The sequence below is a fragment of the Nonomuraea sp. NPDC049152 genome (assembly GCF_040648355.1).
In the GTDB taxonomy this organism is placed as follows: Bacteria; Actinomycetota; Actinomycetes; order Streptosporangiales; family Streptosporangiaceae; genus Nonomuraea.
The window spans coordinates 72,206-90,605 of record NZ_JBEZDO010000013.1; the positions used below are offsets into that span (position 1 = coordinate 72,206).

The 18,400-nt window shown below is 70.8% G+C and carries 18 protein-coding genes; 9 read left to right on the top strand and 9 right to left on the bottom strand.

The window, feature by feature from the left end; translation table 11 throughout:
* Positions 1-807 (bottom strand): hypothetical protein, encoded by an 807-nt coding sequence (locus AB0B45_RS23935; protein WP_358134142.1) that lies wholly within the window; start codon positions 805-807, stop codon positions 1-3.
* 380 nt (positions 808-1,187) lie between these two features.
* Complete coding sequence (locus AB0B45_RS23940; RefSeq protein ID WP_358134144.1) at positions 1,188-2,408, bottom strand: MFS transporter; 1,221 nt, start codon at positions 2,406-2,408, stop codon at positions 1,188-1,190.
* An 838-nt stretch (positions 2,409-3,246) separates the two neighbouring features.
* Here AB0B45_RS23940 and AB0B45_RS23945 point away from each other — a divergent pair.
* Positions 3,247-4,815: a protein kinase gene (locus tag AB0B45_RS23945; RefSeq protein WP_358134147.1), complete on the top strand. Its 1,569-nt coding sequence runs from the start codon at positions 3,247-3,249 to the stop codon at positions 4,813-4,815.
* 159 nt (positions 4,816-4,974) lie between these two features.
* Here AB0B45_RS23945 and AB0B45_RS23950 read toward each other — a convergent pair whose 3' ends face one another.
* Both AB0B45_RS23950 and AB0B45_RS23955 read right to left on the bottom strand, forming a co-directional pair.
* Positions 4,975-6,315: an FAD-binding oxidoreductase gene (locus AB0B45_RS23950; protein WP_358134150.1), complete on the bottom strand. Its 1,341-nt coding sequence runs from the start codon at positions 6,313-6,315 to the stop codon at positions 4,975-4,977.
* Positions 6,299-6,583: a hypothetical protein gene (locus tag AB0B45_RS23955; protein WP_358134152.1), complete on the bottom strand. Its 285-nt coding sequence runs from the start codon at positions 6,581-6,583 to the stop codon at positions 6,299-6,301. Before AB0B45_RS23955 ends, AB0B45_RS23950 begins: the two co-directional genes overlap by 17 nt.
* Before the next feature lie 324 nt (positions 6,584-6,907).
* Between AB0B45_RS23955 and AB0B45_RS23960 the strand changes: the two genes are divergently transcribed.
* Positions 6,908-7,792 (top strand): RNA polymerase sigma-70 factor, encoded by an 885-nt coding sequence (locus AB0B45_RS23960; protein ID WP_358134531.1) that lies wholly within the window; start codon positions 6,908-6,910, stop codon positions 7,790-7,792.
* A 317-nt stretch (positions 7,793-8,109) separates the two neighbouring features.
* On the opposite strand, the gene AB0B45_RS23965 is transcribed toward AB0B45_RS23960, so the two are convergent.
* Both AB0B45_RS23965 and AB0B45_RS23970 read right to left on the bottom strand, forming a co-directional pair.
* Positions 8,110-8,892, bottom strand: a complete 783-nt coding sequence (locus AB0B45_RS23965; protein WP_358134155.1) for an SDR family oxidoreductase — start codon at positions 8,890-8,892, stop codon at positions 8,110-8,112.
* Between the two features lie 84 nt (positions 8,893-8,976).
* Positions 8,977-11,871 carry a BTAD domain-containing putative transcriptional regulator gene (locus AB0B45_RS23970; RefSeq protein WP_358134158.1) on the bottom strand — a complete coding sequence of 965 codons (2,895 nt, stop codon included), beginning with the start codon at positions 11,869-11,871 and terminating at the stop codon, positions 8,977-8,979.
* A gap of 670 nt (positions 11,872-12,541) precedes the next feature.
* Between AB0B45_RS23970 and add the strand changes: the two genes are divergently transcribed.
* The 6 genes from add (at position 12,542) to AB0B45_RS24000 (ending at position 15,940) form a co-directional block, all read left to right on the top strand.
* Positions 12,542-13,552: an adenosine deaminase gene (add, locus tag AB0B45_RS23975; protein ID WP_358134160.1), complete on the top strand. Its 1,011-nt coding sequence runs from the start codon at positions 12,542-12,544 to the stop codon at positions 13,550-13,552.
* Entirely contained in the window at positions 13,549-13,776 is a 228-nt protein-coding gene (locus tag AB0B45_RS23980) for a hypothetical protein (RefSeq protein WP_358134162.1), read from the top strand. Before add ends, AB0B45_RS23980 begins: the two co-directional genes overlap by 4 nt.
* Positions 13,777-13,791: 15 nt before the next feature.
* The gene (locus AB0B45_RS23985; RefSeq protein WP_358134164.1) at positions 13,792-14,586 is read left to right on the top strand and encodes a GntR family transcriptional regulator; all 795 of its coding nucleotides are present in this window, start codon (positions 13,792-13,794) and stop codon (positions 14,584-14,586) included.
* A 9-nt stretch (positions 14,587-14,595) separates the two neighbouring features.
* Positions 14,596-15,147, top strand: coding sequence for a DinB family protein (locus AB0B45_RS23990; protein ID WP_358134167.1), 552 nt, complete (start codon positions 14,596-14,598; stop codon positions 15,145-15,147).
* A gap of 133 nt (positions 15,148-15,280) precedes the next feature.
* Positions 15,281-15,580, top strand: a complete 300-nt coding sequence (locus tag AB0B45_RS23995; protein WP_358134169.1) for a hypothetical protein — start codon at positions 15,281-15,283, stop codon at positions 15,578-15,580.
* 114 nt (positions 15,581-15,694) lie between these two features.
* The gene (locus AB0B45_RS24000) at positions 15,695-15,940 is read left to right on the top strand and encodes a hypothetical protein (RefSeq protein WP_358134171.1); all 246 of its coding nucleotides are present in this window, start codon (positions 15,695-15,697) and stop codon (positions 15,938-15,940) included.
* Positions 15,941-16,019: 79 nt separating this feature from the next.
* Here the strand turns inward: AB0B45_RS24000 and AB0B45_RS24005 are convergent, their stop codons facing one another.
* Positions 16,020-16,589 (bottom strand): TetR/AcrR family transcriptional regulator, encoded by a 570-nt coding sequence (locus AB0B45_RS24005; protein WP_358134173.1) that lies wholly within the window; start codon positions 16,587-16,589, stop codon positions 16,020-16,022.
* Between the two features lie 60 nt (positions 16,590-16,649).
* Between AB0B45_RS24005 and AB0B45_RS24010 the strand changes: the two genes are divergently transcribed.
* Entirely contained in the window at positions 16,650-17,525 is an 876-nt protein-coding gene (locus AB0B45_RS24010; protein WP_358134175.1) for a 5'/3'-nucleotidase SurE, read from the top strand.
* Between the two features lie 60 nt (positions 17,526-17,585).
* On the opposite strand, the gene AB0B45_RS24015 is transcribed toward AB0B45_RS24010, so the two are convergent.
* A complete protein-coding gene (locus AB0B45_RS24015; RefSeq protein WP_358134177.1) occupies positions 17,586-17,894 on the bottom strand; it encodes a hypothetical protein in 309 nt (102 codons plus the stop codon).
* A gap of 57 nt (positions 17,895-17,951) precedes the next feature.
* Positions 17,952-18,377 carry a 50S ribosomal protein L11 gene (rplK, locus tag AB0B45_RS24020; RefSeq protein WP_358134179.1) on the bottom strand — a complete coding sequence of 142 codons (426 nt, stop codon included), beginning with the start codon at positions 18,375-18,377 and terminating at the stop codon, positions 17,952-17,954.
* Between the last annotated feature and the right edge of the window lie 23 nt (positions 18,378-18,400).

Consider the following 18,400-nt stretch of genomic DNA (forward strand, 5'->3'; position numbering starts at 1 on the left):
TCACACGGTGTCCATGGAGGGTGCTGATCCCCAGGTCAGACGGAGGTAGGTGCGGTCATCGAAGCTGGCCGCACCAGGCCGAACCGCTTTAGTGGCCGGGTGCTCGTGGATGCGCAGCGGGTCGGCAGCCAAAGACGTGGCCAGCCGGTGCTCGGCCAGGGCGAGGCTGGCTTCGGCGCGAAGGTAGCCGTCCGAGGCCAGCACCACCTGATCGACGCTTTTCAGCGGGAAGATCTCGATGAACTGCTCGGGGACGGGGCGGCCGTCCAGCACCCCGTACCCGTAGGGGCCGGCCTGGTTGGCCAGGATGCTCTGCCGCTGCAACACGGGCAGGATCAGGGCCCGGCCCGGGTCCTCTGCCGCGAGCACGCCGGGGTCACCGTCGCCGGCCAGCAGGCAGTGCAGGTAGATCGCTCTGGTTCCGGCGAGCACCCGATCCAGCGGTTTGTCCCCGCTATGGTGCTCCCAGTGCGGTCCCGGTCCGGGCTCGTGTTCACCCTCGGATCCGGGCTCGACCCCGTTTGTCCTGCGGGCGAGCGCGACGTGAACGTCTCCGACCCGCCACACCAGACCCTGCTGCGGCAACATGACCGCGGCCACCGCGCAGGGCGCGACCAGGTCGTCGGTGGCGATCCCCCAGCGGGCTCGTAATTGGGCCAGATCGGCGGTGATCTCCCGCACCGCCTGCTGTGGTCCCGCATCGACGGGAAGACGGGTCAAGGTGTCGGCGACCTGCTCGGCGGCACGCGCCCCACCGCTCAGCCCGCCGTAGTCGCGTCCGCTCTTGTCCGTGGCTCCATCGATCACCGCAACGCACCGCAGCGCCCCGAGTGGGTCTCGAAGGACGACCAGCCGATCCTCACCCGCTCCAGCTTCCGGGTCCTTGGAGGCCAAGTGCTGCTCGGCTACACTCCAGGTCCGCATCCGTGCCGTCCATTCTGTAAGGGCGAGCGCCCCTGCTCTGGGGGCTGTCGCGCCAGGGGGCGTCTTCCTGATCCGGATATCGTTCGTACGAGGTGAACCGTCTCGGCGGAGTTCACAGAGCTCAGCCGGGCAGGATGGCCGGCGTCTTGCGGGCTTCCGTGGGCGATGTAGCCGCCGACGAGGTCGATCAGCCCCAGCGGGTAGAGGGGGTCGCTCGCGGCGGCGATCTCGGGCAGGGGTCGGTGGCTGGCCTGGCGACCCGTTCACTCGTCCCTCTCCTCACGCGATGGTTGCCGCTGCAGTGCGCGCACTCCGGCCACGGCCAGCACCGCCATCACGGCGGTGGCCGCCGCGGCGACCGCGAAGCCGCCGTGCGCGCCGAATGCGTCCACCGCCCGGCCGGAAACCGCCGCTGCGCCGGCCGAGCCTGCCGCGCTCGCCGAGTTCAACCAGGTGAACGCCTGGGTGAGGACGGCTCGATGGACGGCTGCCTCGGCGAGCACCGACGAGAGCACCAGGATCGGGGGGACCGCCATACCGGTCAGCGCGATCGCGAACCCCAGTCCCGGCAACGAGTCGGCCGCGAGCAGCGGCAGGCAGCCGAGCGCCGCGCCAGCCGCCACAAGCGCCAACTGCACTCTCGGCGCCACACGCCACCGGCGCAGCCCGTACAGCCAGCCGGCCAGCAGGCCGCTGCAGCTCGACACTGCGTAGATCGGAGCGGCCGCGCCCGCAGCGCCGTGCAGTACGGCGAAGGCCGCCACCGAGACCTGCATGGCGCCGAAGAACACACCGATGGCGAGGTTGATGCCGACCAGCACGGCGAATCCGGGCCGCAGCAGCGAGCGGCCCGCACGGTGGCGCTCGGCAGCACCGGATGCCGGCGGCGGTGCGCTGCGACGCTGCGCGGCGAAGGCCAGCCCGCCGGACACCACCAGGGTGGCGGCCAGCACCGTACCGAGCCCCGGATGCCCGCTCGCTCCGACTGCGCTGACCAGGACCGGACCGGCCAGGTAGGCCAGCCCGTTGCTGAGCGACTCCAGCGCGAAGGCGGTGGGCAGGTCCGCGGACCTGTCGCCGCGCAGCAGAGCTGACCAGCGGGCCGCGGACAGTGCGCCGAGCTGCGGGATGGTCGCCCCGACTCCCACCCCGCCCGCCACGATCAGCCAGTTCGGGCTGCCGAGCGTGACCACCGCCAGCAGCGCGGCCACCGCCGCGGCGTGAGCGAGCAGCGTGGGCGGCAGCACTCGGGTCTGGCCGAAGCGGTCGACAAGCCGCGCGAGTTGCGGCCCGACCAACGCCTCGGCGACGGCGAAGCCGCCGGTCACCAGTCCGGCCAGCGCGTAGGAGCCGGTCTGGCCGTGCACCAGCCAGATGATGCCAAGGCTGGTCATCGCTATGCCGACTCGGCCGGCGGCAGCGGTCAGGAAGAAGGCCGCGACGCCTGGCGTGTGCAGCAGGGTGCGGTAGGTCGCCGACGACACGGCGCGTCCCTTTCGCTGCCCGACGGGGCGGACCACCCGGGGTCGTCGGCGTCCGAATGTGCCGACCCGTGGTCATCGCCTGGAGCCGTCCAGCGCTGGCGTGGAGAGGGGACGCGCGCCCCACGCCGGCTCCATCACCGGGCAGAAGTCATCGAGTGGTCTCGGTTGGTCCGGGGTGTTCGACCGGGCCGAGCGTAGGCGCCGGGTGCGGGCCGCGTCCAGAGAATTTCGACGGTGCTCCGGTGCGCGCGCTGCCCGAACATCGCGTCGGGGCCACCGCGTCGAGCTGGGTCTTGGACTGCGACGGCGTCGGGTTTCTTTACGGCGAGCAGCACGTTGATGCTCTCACCGCAAGGACCTGGCCTCCGCTCGGGTCGGTGCGATGAGCCCCAAAGTAGAGCGTTGCCGCAGGCCGCAAAGGGTGATCGTCGTCCACCACGAGGCCCGTTTTCGGACTGCGCGTTCGGGGATGAGTCCGGCACTCGCCGCCCTGATATCCGCACAAGGGAGGCACTGATCCAAGAGGTGCCGACCATGCGTCTGGCCAGGGAAGTCGTCTGCGAAGAGGGAAATATCGTGAGCGGCACGCAGAGCGCCAGTGGCATGGAGCTGACCCGGTCTGGACGTCAGAAGTGGACGCTCGCCGGGCGATCGTGCGGCGCCCGAGGTGATGTGGGAGGCCACGACGCGCCTGGCCATGGCGGTGGGAGAGTCGGTTCAGGGAAGCGTTTGACAAAAGCGCGCTGCGGCGGGAATCGCGTAACGCGCCTACAAATGGTGATCTATCCCGTTAGGGTGCATGAGGTCCGTTCCGGCCGTCACAGGAGTCACTCCACTTATGCCGAATGCCGAACCGCTGCGCCCAGACGACCCCCAAGCGATCGCGGCCTACCGGATCGTCGGACGGCTCGGCGAGGGTGGCCAGGGCGTCGTCTATCTCGGTCAGGCCCCGGACGGCCGGCCGGTGGCCGTCAAGGTGCTGCGGCAGCCCGTCGGCGACGACAACCGCTTCGCCAAGGAGCTCGCCGCGGCCCGGCGCGTGGAGCCGTTCTGCATCGCCCAGATGCTCGACGCCTCGGCGGGCGGGCGTCCGTACATAGTCAGCGAGTACGTCGAAGGGCCCTCCCTGCAGCAGGCGGGCCGCCATGACGGCGCCGACCTGCAGCGCCTGGCCGTCAGCACGGCCACCGCACTGACCGCCATCCATGAGGCGGGCATCGTGCACCACGACTTCAAACCCGCCAACGTGCTGCTCGGACGAGACGGGCCGCGCGTCGTCGACTTCGGCATCGCCCACGTCGCCGATTCCGCGGTCACCGTCACCAGCGGCGTCGTCGGAACGCCCGCGTACATGGCCCCCGAACAACTCGCGGGCGCCTACGTCGGCCCGGCCGCTGACGTCTTCGCCTGGGCTTCGGTCATGGTGTTCGCGGGGACAGGCACGCCACCGTTCGGCAACGATTCACTGCCTGCGGTCATCACTCGCATCCTGAACCAGGAGCCGTTCCTGGGCGACCTGCCGGAGCCACTGCGCTCAGTCGTGTACGCCTGCCTGGCCAAGGACCCGGGTGCCCGCCCACAGATGCGGGACGTCCTGCTGCGCCTTCTCGGCGGGCAACCGGCCACCACCAGCGGAAACCAGCACCCGCCGGTGGAGGGCCAGCACACGCCCGGACCCCGGTGCGCTCCGGCAGGCGGCCCGCCCCGCGCCCTCCCGCCAAGCCGCGGGGCACTGCGCCGGCCGCTGATCGCCGGCGTCTCCGGAGCGGTCGCCGTGTGCCTGGCGGGCGGCGTCGTCGGCTGGAACGCCTGGCTGAACGCCGACCCCGCCCCGCCGGCGCAGGCCGCCGGCTTTAGCGAGCCGTCCCCCTCCGCCACCACCAAGCACAGGAAGACCGTCGCGCCCAAGAAGGCCCGAACCCCGGCGGTCACCCCGACGACCAAGCGCCCGCGCCCCACCCCCAGGCCGTCGCAGGAGCGCGCCACCGTCCGGCCTACGCCTGCGAACACCTTCACGGCGACCAAGAAGCCGGCGACCAAAAGGCCGGAGACAAAGCCTCCGTCGCCCACCGCGAGCAAGCCCAAGGCCGCCTCGTTCAGCCTCGCCTACGTGCGGGTCGCCGGCGCGTCCAGGATCAACGACGCGGGCGTCACCTGCTACTCAGGGCCGGTGAGCTTCGGCATCGCCCTGGACGCGAGCGAGATGGGAGCCCCGTTCTCCTACCGGTGGCTCGTCGACGGACAGGTGATCGAAAGCGGCTCCAGGCGGATGCCGTCCCACAGCCGGGGCGACTACTTCGGCTCGAAGAAGCAGATCAACCCCGACCTCGGGTCCACGCACACCGTCACCTTCCAGCTCACCTCGCCGGCGCGGAGGACCAAGTCGGCCACCTGGACCATGTGCTGACTCGGCCCCCTTGACCAACAGCCGGCTTGCCCTGGGCGCCGGAGAACACCCGCAGGAGTCGACGATCTTGAGGAGTGCCCGCCCTGCGGCGGCCGGGTCGCCAGACCTTGCGACGAGCGGCGCGGCCTCGTCCAGGAAGCGGTGCACGGTGAACAAGGCCTACTGAGGCCGGACGTTGTGGTTGCGGGCGAACAGGTTGCCGGGGTCGTACCGACGCTTGACCGCCGCGAGCCGCTCATAGGTCTGCGTTGGATAGATCGCGGCGACATCCTCCTCGGTGGCAGAGGCGAGGAAGTTCGCGTAGGCGCCGCTGACGTGAGGTGTGAGTCTCCGCCAGATCGCTTCCAGAGCTGGACGAGAGGCCTCGACGACCGGCTCCGGACCCGCGGTGGTGGCCACGAACATCAACTCCGCTCGGCGATGCGCGTAGGCGGTGGCGTCGTCGGGCACTCGGGACACCGCACCGCCGACGCTGCGAACGACGATGAACGGCGATCGCTCCGATGCCCCGACCTCGACAAGGATCCGAAGGACCTCGGACACCGATTCCTTGTCGACGAACGCGCTCCGGGTGACGAGCCGGATGCCAGGCGGCGGGGTCGCGCCATCCACGAGCGTGTCCGCATAGGGCTTCAGCGCGACATCGTCGTCGATCACCGTACCGAGCCGGCGGATCGGGTCGATGGCCTTCGCGGCGAGCTCCGGGTCATCGCCGTCAAAGGCGACCTGGATCTCGACCGGCGCTTCGGGTCCGCCGGCGAAGGGATTGGCGAACATCGCGATGGATGTGAGCCCTTCGGGGGCGGTGCGGAGGTAGTCCGCCCAGCCCTGGAGCACGCCGGCCGCCTCCGACGCCGGGAAGGCGATCTTGCCGTAGAAGACGTCTGTCGTCGGGTGTGCCGCGAACTCGAAGGCGGTCACGATCCCGAAATTGCCGCCGCCACCGCGAATCGCCCAGAACAGCTCCGGGTTCTCCTCCGCGCCGGCACGCACGACCTCTCCATTGGCGGTGACCACCTCTGCGGCGACCACGTTGTCCAGGGCCAGGCCGTACTTCCTGACCTTCCAGCCGATGCCACCGGTCAACGTCAGCCCACCGACACCGACGCTCTTGGTGTCGCCCGAGGAGATCGCCAGGCCATGCGGGGCCAAGGCGGCCGCGACCTGACCCCAGGTGGCGCCGCCGCCGATCCGCACGAGGTGACGTTCGTTGTCGATGATCTCCACGGTCGCGAGGTTGCTGAGGTCGATCACGACGCCGTCGTCGTTGGTGCCGAAGCCCGGAAAGCCGTGGCCGCCGCCTCGCACGGACAGCGAAAGCCCTGTGCCGGCAGCGAACCTGACACCCGCTTGCACGTCCTCGACGCTCTTGGGCCGCAGGACATAGGCCGGACTACCCGAAGCCAGTACCGAGCGACTGGCCGACTCGTACTCCGCTGCGCCCGGTTCGATGATGTCGCCGCCGAAGTCACGGCGAAGGGTTTCAAGCGCTGAACTCATGATGTTCCTTCCACACAGAGAACTGGCCCGGCTGGTGGTCGCCGCCCGGCAGCCGGGTGATGACGCCCAGGCGGTTGGTGGCGTTGATCAGGGCGATGAGCACCACCAGGGCGGCGCGTTGCTCCTCGTCGTCATGCTTGGCGGCGTTCGCCCGGGCCTCGTCCGTGACGCCACCGGCCGCGTCAACGATGCGGATGCCCGTTGATCCGACTGGCGCGGAGCAGCACCAGATCCTGGGTCGCGCGAGCGGGCCGCCGAAGAGGTTCAAGCGGGGTTCCAAGAAGCATCCCTCGTGTTGTCGCGTATCGCACTGAACGAACACAAGATGCCGACGACCCGATCCTTGTGACAGCGCGGACGGGTGACGTGCGCCACAAACAGGTGGCTCCATCGGGTGATATCCGACGCACCGCTGCTCACGACGCTGCCTCGGCGTCACGTCGGTTGGCGCGGACAACAAGGATTGGCTACCGTCTCGGTGTCACAAAACGGCGGCGTCCGACGTCTGGTGGGAGTGACACAGTCGAAAGCGAACAGGAGCCACCCCATGTCCGGCACGTCGCAGACCGCGCCCGAAGATCGCGGCGGGGACATGAGCCAGGACGACCGCCCGGACTCCGCCACCGAGGCGTTCGTCGCCCACCGCAACCTGCTGTTCACCGTCGCCTACGAGATGCTCGGCTCGGCCGCGGACGCCGAAGACGTCCTGCAGGAGACCTGGCTGCGGTGGGCGGGAGTCGATCTCGATGCGGTGCGGGATCAGCGTGCCTACCTGGTCCGGATCACCACGCGTCAGGCGCTCGCCCGGCTGCGCACGCTCGGGCGGCGCAAGGAGTCCTACGTCGGCCAATGGTTGCCGGAGCCGCTGCTGACCGCGCCGGATGTGGCCGAGGACGTCGAGCTGGCCGACAGCGTCTCGATGGCGATGCTGCTGGTGTTGGAGACGCTCGGGCCGACCGAGCGGGCGGTGTTCGTGCTGCGCGAGGTGTTCGATCTGGACTACGACGAGATCGCCGAAGCCGTCGACAAGAGCCCGGCCGCGGTCCGCCAGATCGCCCACCGGGCGCGGGCACACGTCGCCGCGCGCCGACCGCGCGGTGCCGTTTCCCCTGCCGAGACCCGAGACGCGCTCGAGGCGTTCCAACGGGCGGTCGAAACGGGCGATCTGCAACGCCTGCTCGACATCCTCGCGCCGGACGTCGTCCTCCTGGGTGACGGTGGCGGAATCAAGCAGACCGCGCTGGCGCCCGTCGTGGGGGCCGACAGGGTGGCCCAGGTGCTGACCAGGATCCGCGCCGCGGCATCGCTGCAGCCGGCACAGGTCAATGGCTACCCGGCGCTGATTCTCCGGCTCGACGGTGAGGTCGACACCGTCGTGGCGGTGCGCATCGACGACGGTCTCATCACCGGGCTCTACGCCGTGCGCAATCCCGAGAAGCTGTCGCACATGGAGCGGGAGACCGCCCTGCACCGCTGAGCCCGGCAACGCACCCGACCGCAGTGGTGACAACGCAGGACGGCGGAATGACGTTGTCGGGCACTCCCAGCGGAGTCGATGCGGCGACACTCGGGTCGAGCACTGGCAGACCGCAACACATGAACAAGCGACACGCCGGAACGTTCGAGGCCGGACATCTCCTCCTCATCATGATGACGTTCCTGCAAGTTGTCGGGTGACCGAGTCTGGATCCGCGGACGCCTGCGAGACGAGCATCGGCTGCGCCGCCGACGCGCTGTGGTGCCCGTGACACGGACACCACAGGCGCGGTGCGACTGCCTCGGCGCGGTGGGAGACTAGCGTGCCCACATGGGGCCGAGGTACGAGCCGCCGGTGGCGTCGAGCACGTTGCCGGTGATCCAGCGGGCGTCGTCCGAGGCGAGGAATGCGACGGCGTCGGCGATGTCGGCCGGCCGGCCGATCCTGCCGAGCGCGGTCAGGTCCGACAAGATGGTCCGGGTCTCGGGGTTGTGCAGGGTGTCGGTTACATCGGTGTCGGTGGCGCCGGGGCTCACCGTGTTCACCGTGATGCCGCGTTCGCCGAGCGCGTTCGCCAGCGTCCGGCTCATGACCTCCAGGGCGCCCTTGGTCATCGCGTAGGCGATCTGGCCGGGCAGGGCGACCCGCGTGGCGAGCGAGGAGATGTTGACGATGCGCCCGCCGTCGGGCATCAGCGACAGTGTGGCCTGGATGAGGAACAGCGGCGCCTTCACGTTGATCGCGAAGACCTCGTCGAACTGGCCAGGGGTCAGCCGATCGACCGACCCGGCCCGCACCGTGTCCTGGTTTCCGCAGGCCGCGTTGTTGACCAGGATGTCCAGCTGCCGCCCCCGCAGGCCCGCGGTCAGGCCGGTGAGCAACGTCCGCACGTCGCCGTCCGTGCCGAACTCCGCCTGGACGGGGAAGGCTTCGCCACCGGCCTGTTCGATCGTGGCCACCGTCTCCTTGGCCGCGTCGGCGTTGCGGCTGTAGTGCACCGCCACCAGCGCGCCGTCCGCGGCCAGTCGCTGGGCGATGGCGCGGCCCATTCCCCGTGAGGCGCCGGTCACCAGCGCGGTCTTGCCCTTCAGGTCCGTCATATCGGTCTCCTGTCAGTGGTAGGCGATGACCACGAGGCTGGCAGGGACCGCTCACCACCCACTCACCACCCGCACACCGGCCCTTCACCGTCCACCGGCGTCGAACGCGGCCACCGCTGCCAGAGCCTCAGCCGAGGCGGCGGCCGCCGGACGATCACCGTACGCGCGCGCGGTGGCGAGGGCCTGCCGGTAGCGGAAGCGGGCCTGGCCGGCGTCCTGCTCGGCCTCCGCGACCCGGCCGAGGCCGATGAGGATCCGCCAGCGCGTCCGCGCGGCGCTCATCGATGTCCGGTCGCAGCCTCGCAGCGCCAGGTCGTACAGCTCGCGGGCGGCCGACAGATCGCCGCGCAGGCGCGCGACGTCCGCGAGCCCGCGCTGGGCGCCGGCCTGGGTCTCGGGCGTTCCAGTACGGCGGGCGAATTCGATGGCGCGCTCATACTCCGCGCCCGCGGCGAGCAGCCTGCCGGCTTCGGCCAGCCCGTCGGCGTTCCTGACGAGCAGCCTGGTCAGGTCCTCCACCGCGCCCAGCCGTCCCGCCAGGTCAACCGCCTCCGCCATCAGTGCGGCGAACCCCGTCTCGTCCGCGAACCCGGCCATCTGCTCCAGGGCGGCGAGGACTCCCCAGCGGTCCCCAGTCCCGCGGAACCCCTCCAGCGCGGCACGGAACGCCCGCTCGGCGGTGTCCCGCTCGCCGCCGAGGAGGCTCGTGACCCCGGATTCAAGGCGGGCGAACGCTTGAGACCACGGATCGGCGGGGACCTCCCCGTCCGCGCGGCGGGGACCGTTCACCATGAACCGCAGGACGCGCAGGAACGGGTATCGCAGACGCCGATCGGCAAGGCGCTCCAGATGATCGCGCAGTCGCTGATCGTGCGCGTCGTCGGCGGCCGCGGCGTGCGCCAGGCACAGCGTGTACTCCTCTTCGAGACCGGCAGGCGGCTCGTCGCCGATCGTCAAGAGCAGGCCGGCGGCCACCGAGGCTCGCTCGCCGGGCAACCCCCGCAACTGCCCCTGCCACGACAGGGCGGCGAGCAGACGGAGCCCGAGCGTGGGGTCGGCCCCCGCCGCCCAGTGGAGCGCCGCGTGGAAGTTGCCGCGTTCGGCGTCGAGGCGGGCCAGCCACTCCAGCTGGTCAGGGCCGCGCAGGTGCGGCTCGGCGGCCCGGGCCAATTCGAGGAAGTACGCCGCGTGGGCCGCCCTCAGCTGTTCCCGCTCGCCGTCGCCGGCCAGCCGCTCGGCGCAGAACTCATGGACGGTCTCCAGCATGCGGTACCGGCCCCCGCCGGCCTCCACCAGGGACTTGTCGACGAGGTCGGCGAGCAGTTCGACGACCTCGCCCTCGGACGGCCCGCAGACCCGGACGGCCGCATGGAGCGGCGCGCCGCCGCTGAAGACCGTCAGCCGCGCGGCCAGCGCCTGTTCGGGTCGGCTCAGCAGATCCCAACTCCACCCGACGACCGAGCGGAGCGTCCTGTGTCGGGGCGCCGCCGAACGATCGCCACGCGACAGGAGCCGGAACCGGTCGTCCAGCCGGGCCTCGACCTCCTCGAGCGTCAGCGACCGCATCCGCGCGGCCGCGAGCTCGATCGCCAGCGGCAGTCCGTCGAGCGCCCGGCAGACCCGCAGCACCGCGTCGACGTTGGCGCCGTCGATCAGGAAACCGGGCCGCACGGCGGCGGCCCTGTCGGCGAACAGTCGCACCGCCGGATTGCCGAGCGCCTCCTGACCGCCGCCGTCCAGCGGCGGGACCGGGTGCAGCGTCTCTCCGGTGATGCCCAGCCTCTCCCTGCCGGTGACCAGGATCCGCAGGTCCCGGCAGGCCGACAGCAGCCGACGGGCGAGCGCGGCGACCTCGCCGACGACGTGCTCGCAGTTGTCCAGGACGAGCAGCACCCGCCGATCGGCCAGCCCCGCGATCAGCCGTTCCACGGGGTCGAGCGGACCGGACGGCCCGGGCACCAGCCCGGCCTCGCGTAGGCCCAGCGCGTTGATCAGGACCTGCGGGGCGGTTGCGCCGTCGGCGAGCGGGGCCAGGTCGACGAAGCGGACCTCATCCTGCTCCCGCCCGGCGGCCTCGACCGCCAGCCGGGTCTTGCCGACCCCGCCCGGCCCGGTAAGCGTGACCAGGCGTCGCTCGCCGAGCAGCGCGCGGACGCGTTCGAGGTCGCCGTCGCGCCCCACGAAACTGGTGAACTGGGCCGGAACGCCGCCTCGCGCCGCCTCGGCGGGCGAGGGCCCGGCGCGCAGCACCGCCATGTGCACACCGCCGAGCTCAGGAGAGGGATCGACACCGAGCTCCTCCGCCAGCGTCCGCCGCGCGTCTTCGAACACCTGGAGCGCCTCGGCCTTCCGACCGCTCCCGTACAGGGCCCGCATGAGCTGTCCGCGAAGGCGTTCCCGCAGCGGGTGCGCCGCCACGATCTCCGGCAGCTCCGCCGCCAGGTCGCGGTGCTCACCGTGCGCCAGCCGCGCCTCGACCAGGTCTTCGAGTACGGCGACCCGCAACTCCTCCAGCCTGGCGGCCTGCTCCCCTGCGAAGGGCGCGTCGACGACGTCGGCCAGCGCCGGCCCCCGCCACAGTCCCAGGGCCTCGTCCAGGAGCCGCGCGGCGCCACCGTGATCTCCGGCGGCGAGCACGTGCCGCCCTTCGCCGGCGAGCCGCTCGAATCGGTGCATGTCGACGTCGTCGGGATCGACGAGCAGCCGGTATCCGGCGGGACCGAACTGGAGCAGATCCCCTGTTTCGCCCGCGGCCCCGAGCCGGCGACGCAGCCGGGACACCTGGGACTGCAGGGCGTGCGCCGCACCGCTCGGTGCCTGCGGGCCGTACAGGCTCTCGACGAGCCGCCGCACGCCCATCGTCTGGCCCACGTTCAGCAGCAACAGCGCCAGCAGCGCACGCAGCTGCGGTCCGCCGACCGCGACCGTCTCGCCATCGGCGGACCACACCCCCAAGGCCCCCAGGACACCGAATCGCACGGCAGGCAGGATGGTCAGGAGCCGCTGAGGGCGGGCACGGGGTTGCCGGGGAGAGGTCGCAGGTCCTCGGGGTGGGCCTCTCGCCCCGTGCTCGTTGTCACAGAGGGTGAGCTCGGCTCCGACGTCTGGGCCCTCGTCCCGCGCTGTGCGATCACCACTCCCCCATCAATCGGTCTCCTTGGCAGCAACCCTATGCTCCCTGACATTCGCGACCGGCTGCGTTGCGGCCTGGACAGCGAGGACGTTCTTCGCCTGCCTCTTCGTCCACGCCCTCGACGGTCAGGTCGTCGCTAGCCTGAATCCGATGTCCCCCGGCTGGACCAGAAGCGCCGAAGCAAGAACCGGAAGAGCTCGGCATGCTCCCCGAAGAGGATCCCGCCGAAATCGAGGGCGCAATGGCGCTCGCCGAACGGCGTACCGGACGCCTGGAGCCTCACCGACCAAGAACGCGAACAAGCCCACCACGGCCACGCGACAGGACGGCGCGCGATGAGCCCGAGCCTTCACCGAGGTCATCGACGATCGGCGTCCTGTTCGTCTGTGCCCACGACGCCGGCCGATAGCAGTCGGCCGCCTCGAATTCACGCCACTTGATCACGCGGGGTCGCCTCTTCGGTTGCATGATCGCCAGAGATATTTGTATGGTCCACCTTACAGATTGGAGATTGAGATGGACATCACCAGCTGGATCGAGTGTTTGCCCAAGGTGGAGTTGCACGTCCACCTGGAGGGGTCGCTGCGTCCCGCGACGCTGTTCGCGCTGGCCCGGCGTAACGGCGTCGACCTCTCCGCCCAGTCGCCGGACGACTTGGCGGCCCTGTACCGGTTCGATGGGTTCGACGACTTCGCCCGGCTGTTCATGACGGGGTTGGACGTCCTGCGCACCGCCGAGGACTTCGCCGACACCACCGCCGCGCTCGCCGCCGAGCTCGCAGCGCAGAACGTCCGGTACGCCGAAGTGACCACAACGCCGTTGCACCACCACCGGCGCGGCGTGGCGTTGGAGGCGTACGCGGCCGGGCTGGAGGAGGGACGGCGTCGCGCGCGTACGGATCACGGCGTGGAGCTCGGCTGGATCTGCGACATCTCCCGGGAGTCGGAGGACCCCGGCTCGCACTTCACCGTGGACTTCCTGCTGGGCCGGACCGCCCCGCAGGGCATCGTCGGCCTCGGGCTGGGCGGGGTGGAGACCGGGTTTCCGCCCGAGTTGTTCGCCTCCTCCTTCGCCAAGGCGAAGGCCAACGGCCTGGCCTCGCTCCCGCACGCCGGAGAGACCGCCGGCGCCGAGAGCGTTTGGGGGGCACTGCGCACGCTGAAGGCCGACCGGATCGGCCACGGCATCCGGTGCCTGGACGATCCCGCACTCGTCGCCCACCTGGTCGAACACCGGATCCCGCTGGAGGTGGCGCTCAGCTCCAACGCGAGCCTCAAACTCGTCCAGGACCTGAGCTCGCACCCGCTCGGCGACCTGGCGCAGGCCGGGCTGGTCGTGACGCTCAACACCGACGACCCCGCCTACTTCCAGACCACGCTGAACCAGGAGCTGCGGGCGGCCCACGACCTGCACGGCTTCACGCGGCAAGCGCTCAGGGACGCCCAGGCCGCCGCGCTCGACGCCTCCTACGCCCCCTCGGCGACCAAGACCGCCGTCCATCGCGAGCTGACGGAGGTCCACCCATGACTGGCATCGCTCCTCAGGCCGTCATCGCCAAGCTCGGCCCGCGCTCTCTTCCGGTCGAGGGCGACCTGCTGCTCCCGCACAACGACGGCATCCGCTCCACCCAGCGGCTGGGCCAAGGCGTACTCGAGCACACTGACCTCGTGCGTCGCCGGCCCGACGCCGACGAGCGCATCACGGCGCGCACCCGGCCGGCCGGCGAGCTGTCGATGCCCACGGGCCTGTGATCGGACAGGGAACCCATGGCACGCCCACCAGGCCCAGACCGCCCGCTGTACGTCCGCATCGCCATGTCCCTCAAGAGCCGGATTCTGGCCGGGCACTACGCGCCTGGCGAACGCCTGCCCAGTGAGGACGACCTGGCCCGCGACATGGCGGCCAGCCGTAGCACGATCCGCCAGGCACTCGCCGACCTGCGGCGGGCCGGATATGTCACCAGCCGCCGAGGGTCGGGCAGCTATGTCGCCGACACGCTGCCCATCGAGCCGCTGTCACCGCGCTCGGGCCCCGTCTACACCGGTTTCCTCGACGACCTGGACAACGAGGCCCACCATGTACGGGAACTCGGCCGCACCCGGCAGACCCTCGCCGCCGACGAGGCGACCGCCGCCCTGCTACGGATCCCGATCGGTGCACCAGTGGTTCGCTACCGGGCGACCCGGCTCCGCGACGGCGTGCCGTACGGCGTCGCGACCGACGTCATCCCGTTGGATATCGCCGACCGGATCACCACGGATGTGCTCACGTCCAGCCCGACCATCGTCGATGCGCTGTCACTGGCGGGCAGCCGCGTCGCCGAGAGCCTCCAACGCCTCGAACCCGCCATCCTGAACGCCGCAGACGCCGAACGCTGCGGTCTGTCCGCCGGCGATCCCGCGGTGACGATCGCCGGCGTCGCCTACGACGCCGAGCGGACCCCGATCGACGCCTACACCCTGGTGGTCATCGCCGGCTACGGCATCGGCCTGCATCTCACCCGCGCCAACCCCGACCTTGCGCCCCAACCTCATTCCGAAACCAAACGATCAGAAAGTTGATATGCAGCCATGACCGTCCCCCGTAGAAGAGCCGAGATGTTCATCGCCGCCGAGCACGATCGCCGGCTGAACGCTCGTACCACCGGTGACGAGCGACGCATGCTCGTCGACTTCCTAGGGGCTCAGCGTGCGACCTTGGAGCTGAAGTGCGCGGGCCTGGGGACGGAGTTGTCTCGACGATCTGTGGAACCCTCCACGCTCTCGCTGCTCGGACTGATCCGGCACCTCGCCGATGTGGAGCGCCGCTGGTTCCGGCAGGTGATGGCCAGGCAGGACGCGCCACCCCACTTCTCCTCGAAGGAACACCCCGACGACGACTTCGACGGTGCAGCGCCCGACCCCGCGGTCATCGCCGCGGCCTGGGAGGCCTGGCGCGCCGAGGTGGCATTCGCCGATGACTTCGTCGCCGAGGCGCCCGACCTCGACATCGTGGGCGACGACTCATGGCGAGGGACGGTATCGCTGCGCTGGGTACTCATCCACATGGTCGAGGAGTACGCCCGGCATAACGGACACGCCGACCTGCTCCGTGAGCGGATCGACGGAGCGGTAGGCGTGTGATCCCACGGCGGTCGTCCCGTCGAGATCACCGCCGAGGAGAAGTGCGCACGACGCCGATGATGCCAGGCGTCCTCGGTCTCGGGTCGACGGACAGGCCTTTTGGCAAGCTGATGATGGCGCGGTCGCGGCCGAGGTGGCGGACAATCTCGTCGCTCACGAGCGGGCCGCCGCCTGCGTGGCCGAACCGCAGCACGCCCGCGCGCTGCCCGGTGTGGATCTCGCCTTCTACCAGGTGGGGCCGCAGTTGCTGTACGTCGGCGTGGTGGCGCTCACCGGGATGCCGGCGTACCTGCGCCTCCTGCCCCGGTGGAGCGTGGGGTTGGTGCTGGTGAGCAGCCTGCTGCCGGTGGCGACGCTGGACCTGCTCCCGGTCGCCGCCGCCGGATACCTGGTGGCGCTCCTGCCGCTGCGGCGCCGGCTCGATGGCCGGTGACCGCGGCTGCCACGGCCGGGACTGACGAGTGCGAGTTCGAAGGTCCGTTCACCGCCGTCATCCGACCACCCGTCCGGACGCGACCGCGTAGAAGCGGTAGTTGGTCCGCTGCCGATGAAGGTCGGGGGCAAGGTGGCGGGCACTGCCACCGTGGACTGGTCGGATCCGTTGTGGACCGACGTCGCCGGCACGGCGGCATACGTGCGCCGGATGGCGGTGCGCCGCTGGGCGACTGGACCGGGTGCCGTGATTCTCGACTGGGTGGCCGACACCGCAGGGCAGCGGGGTGTCGACGCCATCGGCGAGCGCGCCGTCGCCGCCCTGAAGACCTGGAGGATTCTGACCAAGCCGCGTGCCTGACACCGACGTTCACTGAGTCTTTTGGTCCTGCGTGCCCCGGGCGTAGCTGGACGATCAAGTCCGGCGAGGATGACGGAAGTCACATGCCCACGACGGCGTGGTACAGCAGCTCGGTCAGCTCGTCGGCATAGGCGGGCTCGCTCACGTCCCGCCCGGTGGCCACGCGCAGGAAGACCGCGCCCACCAGCATCTCGAGGAAGACATGCTGGTCCACCCCCGGCCGCACGCCAGGCTGCGCCAGCGTCCCGGCCAGGTGCGCACGGCGGGGCCGCACCAGCTCGAGGCCGAAGCGCCGCTTGTCGGGCAGGTCGGCCATGAGCCCCAGGAACGCCTGGACCACCTCCGGCCGGCCGAAGCGGGCCACCACGGCGTCCACCCACGCCCGCAGGTCAGCCCGCAGGTCGCCCGACACCCGCGGCGCCGTGCGCTCCGACTGGCCGAACAGCGCCTGCGCGACGATGTCCGCCTTGGAGCGCCACCGCCGGTAGACCGCGGGCCGGCTCACGCCCGCCCGCCGCGCGATGGCGTCGATCGAGGTCTGCTGGTAGCCCACCTCGGCCAGCAGCTCCAGCGTCGCCTCCAGCACCCGCGCCTCCACGGCGGGATCCCTCGGCCGCCCCTTGACAGAGGCCCTGTCCGGTCTCACCATTACGTTCCAAACTGTAACGTAAACCACACCTCAGGCGCGAAGGTGGGACGGGAGCACCCCATGGTCCAACGCGCCCTCATCGCCCTGCTGTTACTCCTGACAGCCTTCCTCCCCGGATCGTCCCCCGCGCAGGCCCACGCGCGGCAAGGGCTCAGGATCCTCCTCACCAACGACGACGGCTACGGCTTCCCGTTCATCCAGGGGCTACGGCGGGCCCTCACCGCGGCCGGGCACGAGGTGACCATCGTCGCCCCGGCAGCCGACTCCAGCGGGAGCGGCACCGCGTTCAACGCCAAGTTCGGCACCACCCTCGAAGCGGCGGAGAAGTCGCCGGGCGTCTGGTCGGTCAGCGGCAGCCCCGGCGACGCGGTGGCGTTCGGCCTGCGAGTCGTCTTCGCCGGTGACCCGCCGGACCTCGTGGTCTCCGGGCCCAACGCGGGGCAGAACGTCGCGGCCATCGTCAACCATTCCGGCACCGTCGGCGCCACCATCGCGGCGCTGGACAACGGCGTGCCCGCGGTCGCCTTCAGCACGGCCCTGGACCTCACCACCAACCCGCCGTCCTTCCCCAGCGCCCAGCAGTCCATCGCCTTCGCCGTCAAGGTCGTCGACCGGCTGGCGAGCTCGCGCCACGTCCTGCCGCCGCGGACGTCGCTCAACGTCAACTACCCGGTCAAACCCAACGGCACGGTGAGCTTCGCCCGGCTGGGCACCTCGTCGTTCATCTCCACCGGGTACGCTCCCGCGCCCGAGGTCTGCGCGGCCTGCTATCGCATCCTGCCGGTGGTGGCCACCGAACCGGACCCGGTCCGCGACGCCGACCGCACGCTGCTCGACGCCGGGCACGTCACCATCACGCCCCTCGACGGCAGCTGGGAGGCCTCACCGGCCGTCACGGCGCTCCTGCGCCTGCGGCTGGCGGGCCTGACCCCGTGAGCCAATAGCCGGACGCGCCGTGCGGAAGCGTCGCCGAGCACGACGACCCCGATCAATGATTCACAGGGCAGACCCTGGCGAGCCGGTGGCCGGGCGGGCGGCCAGGACGTCGATGTCGTCGTCGGTCTCGGGCAGGACTGGCGGGCCGGAGGTCACCGCGACCTTGCCCGAGGGCGGCGCGGTGACGCGTGGCTGGGAGCTCCAGGTGAGGTAGTCCGTCGTGGTCGAGGTGTCGAAGAAGCGCTCGGTCGGATCGATCCGCCAGAACGTCGAGGCGCTCAGCGGCAGCCCGTTCCTGTCGACGAAGACGCTCCAGTTGACCGCCAGTAGGAGCAGAGGCGGCGGAGTCGCTGATCCGCCGCCGACCATCCGTCGAGCCCGCTGTTCACGATCACGTCCGAGTCCGAACCATTGGAGCGACCCTCGCTAGTCGCGAACGGTGAGGCCCATGGAGCGGGCCGTGCCCGCGATGATCTTCTCGGCCTGGTCCAGGTCGGCGGTGTTGAGGTCGGGCAGCTTGGCTTGGGCGACCTCGCGGAGCTGGGCGCGGGTGATCCAGCCGCCGTTCTGGTGGCCCGGGCGCGGGCTGCCGCCGTCGAGCCCGGCGATGCGCCGGATCAGCGAGGCGGTAGTCGGCTGCTTGGTGGCGACCTCGAACGACCGGTCCTCGTACACGGTGATGACCGCGGGGATCACGAACCCGCGCCGGTCCTGAGTCTGCGCGTTGTACTGCCGGCAGAACTCCATGAGGTTGATGCCCAGTGGGCCGAGGTCCTTGCCGACGTTCGCCGGGCCCGCCTCACCGGCCTGAATGTGCAGGGTGACGACCCTGGCTACCTTGTTCTTCGCCATGGCGGCTAAGGTAAAGCCTCCCG